11 protein-coding genes are annotated in these 17,192 nt (G+C 71.7%); 5 read left to right on the plus strand and 6 right to left on the minus strand.

Annotated features, from left to right (window positions below):
• The first annotated feature begins 81 nt into the window (after nucleotides 1-81).
• Together AB0E90_RS35740 and AB0E90_RS35745 are read left to right on the plus strand one after the other, a co-directional pair.
• A complete protein-coding gene (locus tag AB0E90_RS35740; protein ID WP_360415823.1) occupies nucleotides 82-3,066 on the plus strand; it encodes an AAA family ATPase in 2,985 nt (994 codons plus the stop codon).
• Nucleotides 3,063-4,712: an SCO2524 family protein gene (locus tag AB0E90_RS35745; RefSeq protein ID WP_360415825.1), complete on the plus strand. Its 1,650-nt coding sequence runs from the start codon at nucleotides 3,063-3,065 to the stop codon at nucleotides 4,710-4,712. The genes AB0E90_RS35740 and AB0E90_RS35745 overlap by 4 nt, the downstream gene beginning before the upstream one ends.
• Here AB0E90_RS35745 and AB0E90_RS35750 read toward each other — a convergent pair.
• Nucleotides 4,636-6,552 (minus strand): MFS transporter, encoded by a 1,917-nt coding sequence (locus tag AB0E90_RS35750; RefSeq protein WP_360415827.1) that lies wholly within the window; start codon nucleotides 6,550-6,552, stop codon nucleotides 4,636-4,638. The two genes, AB0E90_RS35745 and AB0E90_RS35750, sit on opposite strands and share 77 nt — an antisense overlap.
• 137 nt (nucleotides 6,553-6,689) lie before the next feature.
• Here AB0E90_RS35750 and AB0E90_RS35755 point away from each other — a divergent pair, with 137 nt between their 5' ends.
• Entirely contained in the window at nucleotides 6,690-7,121 is a 432-nt protein-coding gene (locus tag AB0E90_RS35755; protein WP_360415829.1) for a universal stress protein, read from the plus strand.
• Nucleotides 7,122-7,206: 85 nt separating this feature from the next.
• On the opposite strand, the gene AB0E90_RS35760 is transcribed toward AB0E90_RS35755, so the two are convergent.
• Complete coding sequence (locus AB0E90_RS35760; protein WP_360415831.1) at nucleotides 7,207-8,631, minus strand: MFS transporter; 1,425 nt, start codon at nucleotides 8,629-8,631, stop codon at nucleotides 7,207-7,209.
• 147 nt (nucleotides 8,632-8,778) lie between these two features.
• On the opposite strand from AB0E90_RS35760, the gene AB0E90_RS35765 reads away from it, so the two are divergent.
• The gene (locus AB0E90_RS35765) at nucleotides 8,779-9,393 is read left to right on the plus strand and encodes a TetR/AcrR family transcriptional regulator (protein ID WP_360415833.1); all 615 of its coding nucleotides are present in this window, start codon (nucleotides 8,779-8,781) and stop codon (nucleotides 9,391-9,393) included.
• Between the two features lie 6 nt (nucleotides 9,394-9,399).
• Here AB0E90_RS35765 and AB0E90_RS35770 read toward each other — a convergent pair whose 3' ends face one another.
• The 4 genes from AB0E90_RS35770 to AB0E90_RS35785 all read right to left on the minus strand — a co-directional run bounded on the left by AB0E90_RS35770 (nucleotide 9,400) and on the right by AB0E90_RS35785 (nucleotide 14,844).
• Nucleotides 9,400-10,737 (minus strand): NtaA/DmoA family FMN-dependent monooxygenase, encoded by a 1,338-nt coding sequence (locus AB0E90_RS35770; protein WP_360415835.1) that lies wholly within the window; start codon nucleotides 10,735-10,737, stop codon nucleotides 9,400-9,402.
• The gene (locus tag AB0E90_RS35775; RefSeq protein WP_360415837.1) at nucleotides 10,730-11,917 is read right to left on the minus strand and encodes an LLM class flavin-dependent oxidoreductase; all 1,188 of its coding nucleotides are present in this window, start codon (nucleotides 11,915-11,917) and stop codon (nucleotides 10,730-10,732) included. Before AB0E90_RS35775 ends, AB0E90_RS35770 begins: the two co-directional genes overlap by 8 nt.
• Before the next feature lie 336 nt (nucleotides 11,918-12,253).
• The gene (locus AB0E90_RS35780) at nucleotides 12,254-13,636 is read right to left on the minus strand and encodes an FAD-dependent monooxygenase (RefSeq protein WP_360415839.1); all 1,383 of its coding nucleotides are present in this window, start codon (nucleotides 13,634-13,636) and stop codon (nucleotides 12,254-12,256) included.
• Between the two features lie 20 nt (nucleotides 13,637-13,656).
• Complete coding sequence (locus tag AB0E90_RS35785) at nucleotides 13,657-14,844, minus strand: hypothetical protein (RefSeq protein ID WP_360415841.1); 1,188 nt, start codon at nucleotides 14,842-14,844, stop codon at nucleotides 13,657-13,659.
• 78 nt (nucleotides 14,845-14,922) lie between these two features.
• Here AB0E90_RS35785 and AB0E90_RS35790 point away from each other — a divergent pair, with 78 nt between their 5' ends.
• Nucleotides 14,923-17,130, plus strand: a complete 2,208-nt coding sequence (locus AB0E90_RS35790) for a LuxR C-terminal-related transcriptional regulator (protein WP_360415843.1) — start codon at nucleotides 14,923-14,925, stop codon at nucleotides 17,128-17,130.
• The last annotated feature ends 62 nt before the right edge of the window (nucleotides 17,131-17,192 follow it).

The raw sequence follows: 17,192 nt of genomic DNA on the forward strand, positions 1-17,192 counted from the left end.
CCGGTCGCTGCACACCCCAGCAAAATCGGTGCATGCAGGCACTAACCTGAGGAACAGGACGCGACAGGGCGGAGTTTCTGGATGCGCCGGCCGAGGCTGGGTGACCACCGGACGGGTTTTGGTGTCTTCCTTCTCGGCACCGGCATGGGTCTGATCACCAATCTGGTCACCGGCGATCCGGAGCACTGGCCGAGCGCCCTGCGGCCGGTGGCCGAGCACGCGCCGCTGATCGGCGTCCTGTTGCTGGCCGGGGTGGGGGCGCGGGCCGCGTGGGTGATGTTGCGCAGCGGCGTCACGCGTCCGGAGTGGACCGGCGACAATCCTTATCCGGGCCTGCTGGCGTACACCGAGAGGTGGGCCGGGGTGTTCTTCGGCCGGCGCACCGAGGTGCAGGAGCTGGTGAACCGGGTGCGGCAGGCGCGCGCCCCGTCGGCACGTTTCGTCCCGGTGGTCGGGCCGTCCGGTTCGGGCAAGTCGTCGCTGGTGCTCGCCGGACTGTTGCCGGCCCTGCGGGGATCCGAGGTGCGGATCGTCGAGCCGTTCACGCCGGGTGGGAACGCAGTCGGTGAGCTGTCCGCAGTGCTCGGCGTGACCGTCGAGGCCGGCGCGGTGCGGACAGCGGCCCAGGCCGGCGATCCGCTGCCCCGGCCGGAGGCGGCGCTCGCCGCGCTGGCGACGCTGCGTGCCGGATCGCGCGGGCTCCTGCTGGTGATCGACCAGTTGGAGGAGGCGGTGACGCTCTGCGTGGAGGAGGACCGGCACTCCTTTCTCGCGATGCTCGAGGCGATGCTCGAGTGGGATCCACGGCTGCGGATCGTCGCGACGGTCCGGTCGGACACGGTCGGCGCGTTCCAGCACGGGCCCGGCCGCGACCTCTTCCGGCAGCCGCTGATGGTCAACGTGCTGGGCGCCCGGGAGATCCGGGAGGTCGTCAAGGAGCCGGCCCGGCTGACCGCCACCGAGTTCGACGACGGCCTGGTCGACGAGATCGTCCGGGACGCGGGCGGCGGCGACGCGCTGCCGCTGTTGAGCTACCTGCTCAGCGACCTTTATCGGAGCGCCGCGCGGGACCGGCACATCACCTGGCGGGAGTACCAGGCCGGGGGCGGCGTGTCCGGCGCGATCACCCGGCAGGCGCAGACCGCGGTGGGTGAGCTCGGTGGCGAGACCCTGGACTTCTGCCTGGACACCCTGTTGCGGTTCGTGACCATCAGCCCCGGCGGGGCAACAACCCGCCAGCCGGTACGCTCCTCGTCGCTCGACGACCGGCAGCGGCGCGTGGTCCAGGCGTTCGTCGACGCCCGGCTGCTGGTCAGTGACGCCGTCGACGACGAGGCCGTCTATCACATCGCGCACGAGGCCCTGCTGCGCCAGTGGCAGCCGCTCAGCGACCACATCGTGGCCCACGAGGAGAACCTGCGCCGCCTCACCGAGCTGTCGCCGATGGCCCGGGCCTGGCTGCGCGCCGACCGGAACCCGGAGTACCTGATCAGCGGGGCACGCCTGGTCGACGCGCTGAGCTGGGCCGGCGACGGCCACGGTCTGCCGGCCGAGCTGCGCGAGTTCCTCGACGAGTCGCAGCGCAACCAGGCCGGCGAACTGGACCGCCGGGCCGACCTGGTCGCTCGCGAGGCGATGACCATGCTGCCCAGCGCGCCGGAGACAGCTCTCGCTCTCGCCCTGGCCGCGTGCACCGAACTGTCGCCGACCACGCTCGCCGTGTCCGCCCTGGAGTTGGCCCTCGCCGAGGGCCTGGTTCGCGTGCTGCGCTGCTCTTCCGGCGTCACCGCGCTCGCCTTCGACCGGTCGGGCCGGTTGGTGGTGGGCGGCGCGGACGGAGTGGTGGAGCGGTCGGACGCGCCGGACCTCGGCGGGCTTCCGGACTCCGTCACGGCGGTGGCCGTCGATCCGGACGGCGGGCTGGCGGCGGCGTCGATGGACGGCACCGTCCGGAGCTGGGACGCCGGCGGTCGGGAGACCGGTGTGCTGCGGATCGCGGGCTGGGGCATCGTGCGGCTCGCCGGCACTCCGGACGGCCGATGGTTCATCAGCGCCGGTGACGGGTCGGTGCGGGTGACGGACCGCGAGCTGGGCGACGCGACGGTGTTCCACCGCGGAGGCAGCCCGGTCTATGCCATGGCGGTGACGGCCGACGGCGGTCTGGTGGCCGGCTTCGGTGACGGCGCCGTCCAGGTCTGGGACGCGCGGGGACGGGAGATCGGCAGGCGGCGCGGGCACCATGATGCGGTGTTCGCGGTGTCGGCCGGCCCTGGCGGGTGCATAGCCGCCGCGGGTCGAGACGGTGGCGTCGTGGTCTGGGACGCCGCCGGGGAGGTCGACTTCCGGGCGGCCTATCCGGGCACCGTGACCGCCTTGGCTTTCGCGAAGGACGGCCGGCTTGCCTGCGGTCTCGACGACGGCGTGGTGCGAGTGGTGCGCACCGCGGCGCCGCAGGTGCTGACCGGCCACACCGGTCCGGTCTCGGCCGTGGCCTTCGACGAGGACGGCCGGCTGGCCACCGGATCGTTCGACCGCACGGTGCGCATCTGGGACCCGGACGGCCGCCGCCTCCAGGTCGTGCCGGCCGGCGGAACCGTGGACGGAATCGTGGCGGCCGGGGAACGGGACGCCGACGGCCGCGTTCTCGCCGCCGTGCCGGGCGGGCGGACGATGGTGCGCAGCGGCGTGCTGGTCGAGGTGATCGAGCCGGACGGTTCGCGGCAGGTATTGCGAACCAGCGGCGCCGCCGGCATCACGGCGGCCGCGTTCGCGCCCGACGGCCGCTTCGCGACCGGCACGAGCAGCGGATCGGTCTGGCTCTGGGGCCGGGACTGCGCCTTTCTCCACGCGACTCCGCAGTCAGCCGGGCCGGTGACCGGCCTCGCCTTCACCGCCGACGGCCGGCTCGTCGTCGACGTACCGGTAATGCGATGGATCTGGCCGCACGGCACCGATCTGGAACAGTTGCTGGCTCTCGCCGCGCGCCAGCCGCGGCATTCGCTGAGCCCTCAGGAGCGCCAGGCGGCCCAGCTGAGCTGGACCGGGGACGGAGGAACGGCGTCGTGACGCTCCAACCACATCGGGAGATCCTCGAATTCTGGCGCACGGTGGCCCGCTTTTCCTTCCGGGACGGCGCCTACATCTTCGGCGGGCCGGCGCAGAGCAACTCGGTCAGTGACGCCCGGCAGTTGCTGTGCCTCCTCTGGCCGGCGACGCAGGAGCCGCGGTACCGGATCGACGTCCCCGACGCGACCAGCGAGGAAGCACTGGAGCCGCTCCAGATCATCGGCGACCGCCACTCCGCGCCGCTGCGGCTGATCCGGGCGCAGACCGCCTACATGACGCGCTACGCCGACGTGGAGGGAAGGCCGACGTTCGAGGCCGGAGAGGAGGGGGTCGAGGTCGTTGAGTCCTTCGCGATCGGAATTCAGATGTCCCTGGCCGCGATCGGGTTCGGCCGGGTGTTTCGCTCGGAGGTCTCCGACGACAGCGCGACGGCCGAGGCCGAGCGGCTCGAGAAACTCGCGAGCGTCCGGCTCTCCGTAGCCATGATCGGCCTGTTGCGTAGCTTCGCGGTGACCCTCTTCGACGACGAGTCGCCCTCCGGCACCGCTCTGCACCGGCTGATCGAGCAGGAGCACCGGGACCTGCGGGCCGTTCTCGGCGAGTACCGATCGGAGATCGCGGAGCTCCGGGCCAGGCTCCTCGAGGACGTGACGGTCGGCAGCGTCGCCCCACCCGGATCCGGTGACCGGAGCTACGTCTCGTGCGGCTGGGCGTGGGGGCCGATCGCCGGGGCGCCGCAGATCGAGACCTCGGCGTCGGGCATCAGGCAGGCCGAAGGGTTGGCGGCGCCGGTCGCGGACCCGTACTTCACCTGGCTGGTGCTCGACGTGGTCCGGGAGCTGACGTCGACACGAACTCGTCTCCTCGGGTTGCTCGACCCGGAACAGGCAAGACTCGCTCAGGCGCTGCAGCTGCGGATGGAACTGGCGCGGTTCTACTGGTCACGGCTCGCCACCTTCGGAGATCATCGCTGGCCGCTCGAGCGGCTGCCCTGGCCGAGTGACCACGCCGACTACACGAGCGTGGTCATTGCCGGAATCCTGGTGCACAACCTGGCTGCGAGCTTCGGAAACACCGATCTCGGGTTCGCCTATCTGCTACGGATTCTCGGCCGGCTCGCCGCGCGGCAGGAGATCGTCCGGCCGCCGCACACCGACGGCTCACCGCCGGTGGCCGCGCCCGACGATCATCGGATCGAGCTGTCGTTCGCTGACCCGGGCCGGACCGGCAGCCATCGTGGCCCCGACTTCACCGCCGTGCTGTTCGATGTCCTCCTCAACGCCGCCGCGACGACGAACAGCGAGCAACTGCGCCGCGAATTCACCGACCTGGCCGGCCTGGTCTGGGACCACCTGCCCGACGGCGCGTCGACCACCGACTGGCGTAACGCCCATCGCCTGGTCTGCGGCCTGGTGACCGCGACCTACGTGACCGGCGGCGAGACCGGGCGGTCCGGCCCGCCGCTCGGTTTCGTCCATCAGTTGCTGGCCGACGCCGACGCCGCGTTCGATCAGGTGGCGGAGGGAGACCGCACGGAGCTCGCCGCCCGGCTGGACCGCGCCCGCCGGATCATCGATCAGCATCCGGCCCGGGCGGCGGCTCTGCTGTATCAGGTTCTGGGCGTGCTGGACGAGCACCTGCAGTGAACACCCGATCCTCGTCGAGCGCCGACGTCTGCACCACCAGCACGTCGCAGATGGCCCGGCGGACAACCGCCGCGGGCACCGACCCCAGCATCTGTCCCTCGTCCGCGCCCAGCCCGCGGTTGCCGACGACGATGAGATTGGCGGGATCGTTGCCGACCGCGTCGAGCAGCGCCTGCGCGGCATCGCCGTCGACGAGGCGCTGGTCGATGAATCGGGCCCGTTCCCGGGTCAGCGCCGTGACCGATTTGCCGAGAGCCTCCCGGGCCGCGTCGACGCCGTGGATGTCCCGGTGTGCGCCGGCAACGGAAGAGGACGGCGCCGATGACGAATAGGCGGTCACCACGACCAGGCGGGCCTGGGCGGCCTGGGCCACCTCGGCCGCGCGGTCCACGGCGTACAGGCTGGTGGGGGTGCCGTCCGAGCCGACGACGACCCGGTCGTACACCGTGATCGAACGCTTTCCGCCCAGCGGCATGATCGGCGACTCGTCGGCCTCGGCCGGCGGGTTGACCCAGAGCATCGCGATGGCGCCGATGCCGAGCAGCACGCCGGCCAGCAGGATCGCGTTGCTGCCCTTGCCGTCCAGCCAGTGGTTGAAGATCCAGCCGAACGTGACCGTCTGCACCAGCATCGGCACGACGATCATCATGTTGAGAATGCCCATGTAGACGCCGGTGCGCTTGGCCGGAACCATGCTGGCGACCATCAGGTAGGGCACGCCGACGGCGCTGGCCCAGAAAATGCCCATGCCGATCATCGGAAGGAGCGCGACGTATTGGTTGCCGATGTGCGCGAGCCAGATCAGCGAGCCGGCGGCGAGGGCAAGTGAGATCGCGTGCACGCGCTTGGCGCCGATTCGCTGGGCGGCGATGACCAGGAACAGCGCCGAGATCATGGTGACGAAGTTGTAGGCGCCGTTCTCCAGGCCGCTCCACGCGATCGCCGCGTCCCAGCCCGATCCGCCCTGCTCGGGGTTCGCGTTGAACGCCGTTTCGCCGAGGCTGACCGCCAGGAACTGCCAATAGACGAACATCGCGTACCACTGAAAAGCGAAAACCACGCCGATCTTATGCATGGCGACCGGCATCGCCCTTACCGCAGAAGCAATTTCCCGTACGGCGTCGGCCGCGCCCCGAGGCGCAGTCCGGATCTCCTCGAGTTCCTCGTCCGACGGTGTCAGTTCCCTGGTGCGCGCCATGGCGGTCAGGACGGACACCAGAATGCAGATCGTCCCGATCATGAAGCAGACGAACATCCAGTACGGCACGCCGTTCCCGGCCGTCTTGTCGAGCGCGTTCACCTTCTGCAGGAGGAACAGCGACACGTTGGCGAGGACCGCGCCGGCGCCGGTGAACATGCTCTGCGTCAGGAAGCCACGAGCCAGTTGCGATTTCGGCAATCGGTCGGAGATGAACGCCCGGTACGGCTCCATCGACGTGTTGTTGCCGATGTCGAGCAGCCAGAAGCAGATCACGCCGAGCCAGAGCACCCCGACGAACGGGAACAGGAACAGGATCACCGCGCAGAGCAGCGCGCCGGCCGTGATGAACGGGCGGCGGCGGCCCCAGCGCGGATGCCAGGTGCGGTCGCTGATCGCGCCGATCAGCGGCTGGATGATCAAGCCGGTGACCGGGCCGGCCAGGTTGAGGATCGGGAGCTGGTCGGGGTTCGCGCCGATCAGCAGGAACAGCGGGTTCACCGCGGACTGGGTGAGGCCGAAGCTGAACTGCACCCCGAAGAACCCGAGGTTCATCATCAGCAGCGCCCGGCTGTCCATCAGTGGCCGGCGTTCGTCCTGGCCGGATTCGGGAGAGACCGATTCGACTGTCGTCGTGGCCACGGCAACCTCCAGCCATGAGATCCAGATCACATCTGTTTGGACGCTAAACCGATTGTGACCGGGCCGCAACTGGGGGTGTCGATGTGTCGATGTGTGCATTAGCGTGAGGACACCATCACCCCGGGAAGGGGGCGGCGATGAGCGCATGGCGGTCCATCGTGGTCGGCGTGGACGGATCCCCGAGCAGCCGGAAAGCCCTGGCCTGGGCCGCGGCCGAGGCGGCCGATCACGGCGCCGACCTGGTCGTGCTCAACGTCTGGGAGCACACCCTGCTGCCACCGGCGGGCAGCGTCAGCGTGTCCGAGCACTACGTGCCCGACACCAGCCAGCGCACCGCGGAAGACCTCGTCCAGGTCATCAAGGAGGAGCTCGGCGACGACCCGCCGGTGCGGGTGACCCCGGCGGTCAAGCAGGGGCGGCCGGCCAAGGTCCTGATCGAGGAGTCGGCCGGCGCCGACCTGCTGGTGGTGGGCAACCGCGGCCACGGTGGCTTCGCCGGCCTGGTGATGGGCTCGGTGAGCCAGCACGTGGCGGCGTACGCGAGCTGCCCGGTGACCGTGGTCCGCTGACGCGCAGTCTGCCGATCAGCACATCGACCCCATAAGGTCGCGGCCCGGCACTTGTCTGTGCCGGGCCGCGCTGCTGCCAACGGGATTACCCGCGCTGCTTCGCCACCAGGTCGGCCGGGACCTCCAGGCCGGCGGCGCTGAAGATCTCCTCCTCCTCGACCTCCAGGGTGGTCAGCGGGACCGGGCGGTTGCGGGGCAGGGCCCAGGCGACCAGGGCCGCGGCGATCAGGCCGAGCACGGCGCCGGTCACGAAGACCGCGGTGTACTGCGACTCGTGCGGCAGCGGGACCGGCGCGCCGGGGATCAGGTTGCGGGTCAGCATGGTGACCACGAACGCGGTGCCCAGCGACATGCCGATCGAGCGGGAGATCGAGTTCACGCTGTTGGCGATGCCGGTCTCGGCGGGGGAGACGTTCGCGATGAGCAGGGCCGGCAGTGCGGCGTAGCCGAACATGACCGCGGTGTTGACCGCGAACGCGCCGACGATGATCTCCCAGGTCGCGGAGTGCAGGAAGATCAGCATCCCGAAGCCGGCGAAGGCGAGCAGGGCCGAGGTCACCAGGGTGTTCTTCGGTCCGAAGCGGCCGACGAGCCGGCCGCCGAGCGGGGCGGTGAACACCCCGGCGGCGGTGCCCGGCAGCAGGTAGACGACGCTGGCGGCCAGCACCGTGGAGCCGAAGCCGTAGCCGGTGATCGCGGGCGGCGTCTGCACCAGGTAGGAGACGGCCAGGAAGATCGCGAACATCGAGAAGCCGAGGAAGAGGCCGGCCACGTTGGCGATCACCAGCGGGCGGTGGGTCAGCATCCGGGTGGTGACCAGCGGCTGACTGATCCGGCGCTCGGCCAGCAGGAAGACGACCAGCACGACGACGGCCGCGATCAGCGAGCCGATCACCTTGATCGAGCCCCAGCCCCAGCTGTTGCCCTCCTCGAGCGGCATGAGCAGCAGCACCAGGCCGAGGCCGAGCAGCCCGGCGCCGATCCAGTCGAGCGTGCCGGTGGCCACGGCCGCGCGGCGGGGCAGGGTCAGCACGCCCAGCACACCGATCAGGCTCAGCCCGGTGGCCAGCCAGAACAGCTGGTGGTAATCCCCGCCGTTCTGCATGAGCAGGCCGGTCACGGTCAGCCCCAGGCCGGCGCCGACCGCGAGCATGCCGCTGACCGTGGCCATCGCGCCGGTCAGCCGCTTGGCCGGCAGCTCCTCGCGGAGCACGCCGATCGACAGCGGGAACAGGCCGAAGCTGGCGGCCTGCATGACCCGGCCGACCAGCAGCAGGGGCAGGTTGGAGGTGGTGGCGGCGAGCACCGAGCCGGCCAGCACGATCACCAGGACGCCGAGCATGACGGGCCGGCGGCCGTACAGGTCGCCGAGGCGGCCGAGCATCGGGGTCAGCACCGCGGCGGCGAGCAGGTTGGCGGTGACGACCCAGCTCGCGGACGTGGCCGAGACGCCCAGGTCGGCCTGGATGTTCGAGACGACCGGCACCACCAGGGTCTGCAGTGCAGACACCAATAGCACGACGTAGCACGAGACCGGAAGGGCCATGCGTGACGACTGGAGAGGCATGGATCCGAACGTAGACTCGCTGGCGAGCATTCTCAACACTGTGTCGAAAACCAAAGATGTGATGTCGAATGCAGCAGGTACGATCGCGGTGTGCCTGCCATCGGAAGCCGCCGCGCCCCCACGAAGGGTGATCAGAGGGAGCAAGCCCTGCTCGACGCCGCCCGGGTGGTGCTGCGCGAGAAACCGATCGGCCAGGTGACGATCGACGAGCTGGCCGGGGCGGCCGGCATCGCGCGCTCGGGGTTCTACTTCTACTTCGAGTCCAAGCAGGCGCTGCTGGCCGCGCTGAGCGACCGGGCGATCGGCCAGACCGACGCCGACATGAAGGAGTGGCTCGACTCCGACGGCCTCGACCGGGCGGCCCTGCGCGAGGGACTGATGTTGTCCCTCAAGCGCTGGAAGGTCGAAGGGCGCTGGCTGCGCGAGGTGTTCCTCGCCCCTGATCCGGGGCCGGAGGTGATGGGCGTGCGTGAGCGGCTGGTCGAGGAGGGCTGCTCGGCGTTCGGGCACCGCATCGAACGCGACGCGCGGGCCGGCCTCACCGTGCAAGGCCCGCCCGCGTTGCTCGCCACGATGGCGATCAAACTACGGCTGACGACGTTCGCCGACGCGTTCGCCGATCCGGCCGCCAACGACGAGGACGAGCTGGTCGACACCCTCACCGACGCCATCCTGCGGCTGGTCTACGGGGCAACCCCGGCCTGACGACAATCAGCGGGGGAGCGCCAGGCCGAGGTGGTCGCGCAGGGTGGGTCCGGCATATTCGGTACGGAACACGCCGCGCTCCTGCAACAGCGGCACGACCGTGTCGGCGAACTCGTCGAGGCCGTCCGGCGTCACGTGCGGCACCAGGATGAAGCCGTCGGCCGCGTCCTGCTGGACCAGGTCGTTGATCTCGGTGGCGATGGTGGCCGGCGCGCCGATGAACGTCTGCCGGTTGGTCACCTCGACGATCAGGTCGCGGATGGACAGCTTCTCCGCCTCGGCCTTCGCACGCCACTCGCGGGCGGTGGCGACCGGATCGCGGTGCATCCGCACGCTGGCCCGCCCCTTCGCGATGTGGCTGTCCGAGACGTCCGGGTCGATCGCCGGCAGCGGACCGTCGGGGTCGTAGGAGCTCAGATCCCGGTTCCACAACTGCTCCAGGAGCTTGATCGCCGTCGCGCCGCTGACCTGCTGACGGCGTACCACCGCGGCTTTTTCCTGGGCCTCGGCGTCGGTGTCGCCGAGGATGAAGGTGGCCGCCGGCAGCACCTTCAGCGAGTCCCGATCGCGGCCGTAGGCCGGCAGCCGGCGCTTCACGTCGGCGTAGAACTTCTGCCCCTCGACCAGGGTGCCGTGCCGGCTGAAGATGGCGTCGGCGGTGGCGGCGGCGAACTCCCGCCCGGCGTCCGAGTCGCCGGCCTGCAGGATGACCGGCCGGCCCTGCGGGCTGCGCGGCACGTTGAAGCGCCCGGCGATGTCGAAGTGCTCGTCGGTGTGCCGGAAGCTGCCGGCCGAGCCGTCGGCCAGGAAGACGCCGGACTCCTGGTCGGCGACGATCGCGCCGGCCGGCCAGGAGTCGAAGAGCTCGGCCGCGGTGGCCAGGAACTGGGTGGCCCGGCTGTAGCGGTCCGACTCGGCCAGGAAGCCGCCGCGCCGGAAGTTCTCCCCGGTGAACGCGTCCCACGAGGTGACCACGTTCCATGCGGCCCGGCCACCGGAGAGATGGTCGAGCGACGCGAACTGCCGGGCCACCTCGTACGGCTCGTTGAAGGTCGAGTTGATCGTGCCGGCCAGGCCGAGGTGCTCGGTGACCGCGGCCAGCGCGGCCAGCACGGTGAAGGTGTCCGGCCGCCCGACCACGTCCAGGTCGTAGATCTGGCCGCCCTGCTCGCGCAGCCGCAGCCCTTCGGCCAGGAAGAAGAAGTCGAACTTGGCGCGCTCGGCGGTCCGCGCGAGCTTCACGAACGACTCGAACTCGATGTGGCTGCCGGCGCGCGGATCGCTCCACACGGTGGTGTTGTTGACGCCCGGGAAGTGCGCGGCGAGGTGGATCTGCTTAGGCAACGCGGGCTCCTTCGTCGACACGCGAGACATAGCGGTTGGCGGGCCGGTCCAGGCCGAGCAGCCCGCGCAGGGTGGACGACTCGTACGCCGTCCGGAAGGCGCCGCGTCGCCGCAGCTCCGGCACCAGGCCGCGGGTGATCTGCACGAGGTCGTCGGGCAGCCGCCCCGGCCGCAGCCGGAAGCCGGTGAGCCCGGCCGCCTGCCAGTCCAGGAGCAGATCGGCGAGCTGAGCCGGGGTGCCGGTGAAGATCGCGGCGTCGGACGTGTAGACGGCGCGGTCGAGGGTGTCCAGCCGCTCCTTGGCATCGCGTGCGGCCTGCTCGGTGTCGGCGAGGAAGACGACCAGGTCGGCGAAGACGTGCGGGAGCGGCACCTGGGCGACGATCTTGCGGGCGTGGTCGGCGGCGCCCGGGGTCACGTAGGCGAGATCGGCCGAGTGCGCCGCGAAGGCGTACGGAATAGAGGCATGCGCCAGCGCCGTGACCAGCGGTTGTCCCTGTGGGGGCCGGGGTGTGATGGAGGGGCCCTTGACGCTGAAGTACCTGCCGTCGAACGAGATGTAGTGCAGTTTCGCCCGGTCGATGAAGCGGCCGGTGGCGGCGTCGCGGATCTCCGCGTCGTCCTCCCAGCTGTCCCAGAGCCGCCGCACCACCTCGACGTAGTCGCCGGCCTCCTCGAACAGCTCCTCGACCACCTTGGCCGCGGCCGGCGAGTCGTACGCCCCGGGCCGCAGCACCGGCAGCGTGCGCCGCCCGAAGTGCCCGGCCTCGTGGGCGCGCCCGGAGACCTGCACCCGCCAGCCGGCCCGCCCGTGCGAGACGTAGTCGAGCGTGGCCAGCGCCTTGGAGAGGTGGAACGGCTCGGTGTGGGTGACGGTCGCGGTCGGCACCAGGCCGATGCGCGAGGTCAGCGGCGCGACCCGGGAGGCGATCAGCACCGCGTCGAGGCGGCCGCGGACGTGATCGGTGCGCTCGTCGGGGCCGTCGGGGCGGTCGGACTGCAGGCCGAGGGCGTCCTCGATGGTGACGAAGTCGAGCGTGCCCGCCTCGGCCTCCTTCACCAGATCGACCCAGTAGCCAGGGGTCAGGAGGTCGGCGGGCCGGGCGCCCGGTGAGCGCCAGGAGGCCGGATGCCAGCCGGTGCCATCCAGCGCAACCGCGAGGTGCAACGCAGAAGTCATGTCACGTCCCATCGATCAGCGGGCCGGGCGATTGCCCACACCGGCCACGCTATGACCGCTTCCGCAATGCTTACAAGTCCTATCGGCTATATAGTTTTAACCGTCCTGTCAACGGCGGATCGCCCTGTCAACGGCGGATCGCCCTGTCAACGGCGGATCGCCCTGTCAACGGCGGATCGTCCTGTCAACGGCGGATCGCCCTGTCAACGGCGGATCGCCCTGTCAACGGCGGATCGCCCTGTCAACGACGGATCGCCCTGTCAACGGCGGATCGCCCTGTCAACGACGGATCGCCCTGTCAACGACGGATCGCCCTGTCAACGACGGATCGCCCTGTCAACGACGGATCGCCCGGTCGAGCGCGGCGGGCAGACCGGCCGGGTCGCCGCGCCAGGCGACGTGGGCGTCCGGGCGCACCAGGGTCAATCCGGTGGCGGCGTCGGTCGGCGTGGCGAGCTCGATGTGCTTCTCCCGGCTTTCAAAACCGGGCGGCGCCAGGAGTACGAACCTGCCGTCCCGGAGCACCTCGTACAGCCGCCGGCCGTCCCGCAGCGCGCAGTCCGCGGCCCGCGGGGCGTGCGGGTAGTCGATGCCGATGCCGGAGATCGTGCCCGCGGCCTTGTGCGCCACCGGCGGCAGGCGCAGCGCGGTGCCGCCGATGACGTTGCGGGCCAGCCGCCCGGCCCGCGACCGGACCATCGCCATCCGGATGATCGCCCCGCTGCTGCGCAGCACGAGCCGGCCGACCGGGTGGCGCTCGCTCTCGTAGGTGTCGAGGAGCCCGTCGGGCGCCCGGCCCCGCACCGCCGCGGCGAGTTTCCAGCCGAGGTTCGCGGCGTCCTGCAGGCCGGTGTTCATGCCCTGCCCGCCGGCCGGTGAGTGCACGTGCGCGGCGTCCCCGGCCAGGAAGACGCGGCCCTGCCGGTAGTGCGGCGCCTGCCGCTCGTCGCTGTGGAAGCGCGACATCCAGCGCGCCTCGGCGAGGCCGAAGTCGGTGCCGAGCGCGCGCCGGGTCACGTCGCGGATGTCGTCGAGGGTCAGCGGGGCGGTGTCCGGTAGCTGGTTGAGGCGGTCCCAGGCGAAGATCCGGTACCAGCCGTCGCCGAACGGCGCCACGAACGCGAACGCGTCACCGACCGCGTTGACCGTGAGCACATCCGCCGGCGCATCGGCGAGGCGCACGTCGGCGAGCATGATCGAGGTGAGCACGGCCCGGCCGGGAAACGGCAGACCCAGAGCTTCCCGTACGGCGCTGTGCACGCCATCGGCGCCGACGGCGTAATCCGCCCGGATCGTCGTGCCGCCGACGGTCAGGTCGACGCCGTCCTCGTCCTGGCGCAGCGCCGTCAACTCGGCATCCCGGATGATCCGCGCCCCGGCCGCCACCGCGTGCTTCTCCAGGGCCCGCTCGACGTTGTACTGCGGCGTGATCAGCAGGTACGGAAATCGGGTCGGCAGCGTGGACAGGTCGATCCGCAGGTGGTCGAAGAGCCGGAGCCGGTCGACCGGCGCGCCGGTGGCGATGACCTCGTCGGCCAGCCCGCGGGCGTCGAGGTGCTCGAGGGTGCGGGCGTGGACGCCGAACGCTCGGGTCAGGTTGGACTCGGCGCCCCGCCGTTCCAGCACGGTCACCTCCACGCCGGCTCGGGCCAGGTCGCCGGCGAGAAGCAGTCCGGTCGGCCCGGCGCCGACGATCGCGACGGTGGTTTGCTCGATCATGACGATCTCCGTTCGTGTGTTTATCGAATGACCTGGTCGGTGGCCCGGCGTGGGCTCGGTGCGGCCGGGCGCCGGGGGTAACCGACCCGGAACGTCAGCAGCGGCTGCTCGCCCGGTGGCAGCAGCTCGGCGAACCGCGGGGCGAACGCCGGGGTCGCGCCGGCGCTGCGTTCCCGGTCGATCCGCTCGGTGATCTGGTTCATGTGGTGCAGCGCGATGCCCTGGCAGGTCGCGGTGAGGTGGATGCGCTCCAGCAGCCGCCCGGCGGTCAGCTGGGTGGCCCGGTCGTCGGGCGTGCCGGTGGTGATGACGCCGTAGGCCGCGGCCGTCGCGGTGTGCACGTCGGCCGTCTGCTTCAGCCAGAACTGGTCGCCGGCGGCGCGCGACGAGGCCGGCAGCAGCTTGGCGAGCGCCAGCTTGACCGCGCCGAACCCCTGGCCGCCGAGCGTGAGACCGTCCCGGTGCCGCTGGATGTCGTCGTCGTGCGAGCGGAACCAGGCGAAGTTGTCCAGCGACTGCTGCTCGTCGGCGACCAGGGCAGCCGCCGCGTCGTTCAGCAGTCGGCTCAGCGCCGCGCGGGGCGCCGGTTCGGCGATCCACCGCACCGCGAGGCCGGCCGTCCCGGTCGGATCGACCAGGCCGGCCAGCGTCTCGGGCGGGACGGCCCGGGCCTCGAAGGGGCCGCGGTTGGTGTGTCGCTCGCCGATCGCGTCGTGTCGGGGATCGGGTGCCGGGCGGCCCGGCTGAACTGCCACCGTGGCCAGGCGCGAGTCGTCCGGCAGCAGCGTCACGGTGGGTTCCAGGCCGCGGGCCCGGCAGGCCAGCACCAGGTTCTCGATCGCGCAGCCGACGCCGATGTGCTGCTCGCGCCGGTAGGGGTCGACCGTGCCGGTTCCGCGCGTGGCGTCGACGAGCACGTCGACCGCGTCCGCGCGCACCCCGAAGATCCACGGCTGGGTGTTGTGCGGGCTGGCGGCCAGAACGGCGGCGCCGACCGCGCCGAGCAGACCGGGCTCGTCGCGCCAGTGCTGCCACGGGTCGTAGGCGTCGCCCCGGCCGGGGCTGAGCACGGCGGTGTCGTAGACCCGGTAGCCGAGCGCGCCGGTTCCCGCGACGACCACGGCGGCGGCGCCGGTTCGCAGGAGGTTCCGGCGGGTCCACTGTGGTTCCGATGTCGTCGGGGCGGCGGGCTCCTGAACGGTCTGCATGGGGCCCAGACTCGCGATCACCCGGGTGGCCACGCAGCACCCGTTGGCCGGAAGCACCCGGGGTGCCAGACTTCCGACGTGTCCACTCCACTGCTGGCGGTCAAACACACCATTCCGCCGGTACGCGACGCGGTCGTGCCCCGGACCCGCCTGGAGAGCCGCCTCGACACCGCGACCAAGCTCACCGTCGTGGCCGCGCCCGCCGGGTGGGGCAAGACCAGCCTGGTCAGCCGGTGGGCTGCGGCCACCGGCACACCGGTCGCGTGGGTGTCGCTGGACGAGAACGACGACGAGCCGGTCCGGTTCTGGAGTTACGTGCTCACCGCCCTGCGCCAGGTGAGCGACCTCGGCCCGGCCGCGGCCGAGGCGTTGCTGGCCGCCGGCGACGGGCTGATGTCGCAGGCGCTGCCGCTGCTGCTGAACGAGCTGGCCGCGTCACCGGCCGAGCACGTCCTCGTCCTGGACGACTACCACGTCATCACCGACCGGACCCTCCACGACAGCCTGGAGTTCCTGGTCACCTACCTGCCGCCGGCCCTGCGCGTCGTCCTGCTCAGCCGCGCCGACCCGCCGCTGCCACTGGCCCGGATGCGGGTGCGGGGCGAGCTGACCGAGCTGCGCGCCGAGGACCTGCGTTTCTCCCGCGACGAGTCGGCCGCCCTGCTGTCGGCGGTGGCCGCCACCGAGGTGGCCGCCGCCGAGGCCGCGGCTCTGACCGACCAGACCGAAGGGTGGGCGGCCGGGCTCCAACTGGCCGGCCTGGCGTTGCGCGGGCGCCGGCCGCTCCGGGCCGACGACCGGCACCTGTTCGACTACTTCACCGCCGAGGTGCTGCCGTCGCTCACCCCGGCCCAGCGTGACCTGCTGGTGCGGGCCGCCCCGCTGGAACTGCTGTCCGGTTCGCTCTGCGACGCCGCCCTCGGCGTGCACGGATCGGCGGCCGTGCTCGCCGAGCTGGAACGGGCCGACCTGTTCGTGGTCGCGCTCGACGCCGGCCACGAGTGGTACCGCTGCCACCGCCTGCTGCGCAACGCCCTGGGCTGGTCACCGGAGTTCGAGCCCGGCGACGTCACCCGGGTCGTGCTGCGCCGCGCGGCCGGCTGGTTCGAGCAGCACGACCGGCCCGACGACGCGATCCGCTGCTTCCTCGACGCCGGCGACGACGAGGCCGCGGCCGGCCCGCTCGCCGACCGGCACCAGTGGTTCCTCGCCCGCGGCTGGGCGGCGACCTACCAGGCGCTCGGCGAACGACTGCCCGAGACGGCGGTGACGCCGCAGCTCGCGCTGAACCTGACCTACGCCGCCGAGGTCAGCGGCAACCGGGACCGGGTCGCCCACTGGCTCGACGTCTGTGCCCGGCAGATCGGCCCGGACACCGTCGTCGAGGGCTGGCGGAGCCCTCGGGCCGCCGAGTTCAGCCTGCGCGGGCTACTCGCCACCGACCCGGCCGATCCCACCGAGGCGGTCGCTCTCGCCGAGCGGTCGGTAGCCCTGGAGGCGGCGGCCGGCACGGAAGACCATCCGGTCGCCCTGATGTCACTGGGCGTGGCCTACGGCCTGGCCGGGCGATTCGCCGACGGCGCGCGGCTGCTCGCCGAGACCTGGCGGATGCGCGGCCGGGGCCAGTGGTCGCGCGGCGTGGACCTGCAGGTGGCCGGCCAGCTGAGCCTCCACCTCCTGGCGCTCCAGGCGCACGACGAGCTCGACGGGCTGCTCGCCGACGCGGTCCCGGCCGCCGACGCGGCGGAGCAGGAGTGGGGCGAGGCCGCGGCCGCCCACCTGGTCATGACGACCCGCCTGGTCGAGGGCCGCCGCCGCTATCAACGCGGCGACGCACCGTCGGCCGCCGTCGCGCTGGCCCGCGGACTGCGTTTCGCCGAGATCGCCGGACACCCGCACTACCAGGTCCTCGGTCATCTGTTCCTGGCCGACACCGAGCTCGCCGCGGGCAGTCGCGCCGGAGCCCGGGCCGCGCTGGTGCGGGCCCGGGAGGTGGCCGACAACGACCCGGTAGCGCCGTTCCTGCTCGGCTGGCTGGAGGCGGCCGAGAACCGGATCGGCCGGTCCGCCGCCCGCGCAACCGGGGCCCTCGCCGAGGAACTCACCGACCGGGAGCTGTCGATCCTGCGGATGCTGCCGGGCACCGCCACCCAGCGCGAGATCGGTGCGGCCCTGTTCCTGTCGATCAACACGGTCAAGGCGTACAACAAAAGCCTCTACCGCAAGCTCGGCGTCGGCGGCCGCCAGGACGCCGTCCGAGCCGCCCGCCGCCTCGGCCTCATCTGAGCTACCCCGGGTGGTTCCGGTCGCCGGGTGGTGCGTTCATCCCGGGCGGCGGTGCACCCTTG

The sequence above is a fragment of the Actinoplanes sp. NPDC026619 genome (genome assembly GCF_040638295.1).
Lineage (GTDB): Bacteria > Actinomycetota > Actinomycetes > Mycobacteriales > Micromonosporaceae > Actinoplanes.

Bases quoted from the DNA above. Each gene is read 5' to 3' on its own strand.
- AB0E90_RS35740 (WP_360415823.1), top strand. From the start codon at position 82: ATGCGCCGGCCGAGGCTGGGTGACCACCGGACGGGTTTTGGTGTCTTC.
- AB0E90_RS35785 (WP_360415841.1), bottom strand. From the start codon at position 14,844: ATGCAGACCGTTCAGGAGCCCGCCGCCCCGACGACATCGGAACCACAG.
- AB0E90_RS35780 (WP_360415839.1), bottom strand. From the start codon at position 13,636: ATGATCGAGCAAACCACCGTCGCGATCGTCGGCGCCGGGCCGACCGGA.
- AB0E90_RS35775 (WP_360415837.1), bottom strand. From the start codon at position 11,917: ATGACTTCTGCGTTGCACCTCGCGGTTGCGCTGGATGGCACCGGCTGG.
- AB0E90_RS35755 (WP_360415829.1), top strand. From the start codon at position 6,690: ATGAGCGCATGGCGGTCCATCGTGGTCGGCGTGGACGGATCCCCGAGC.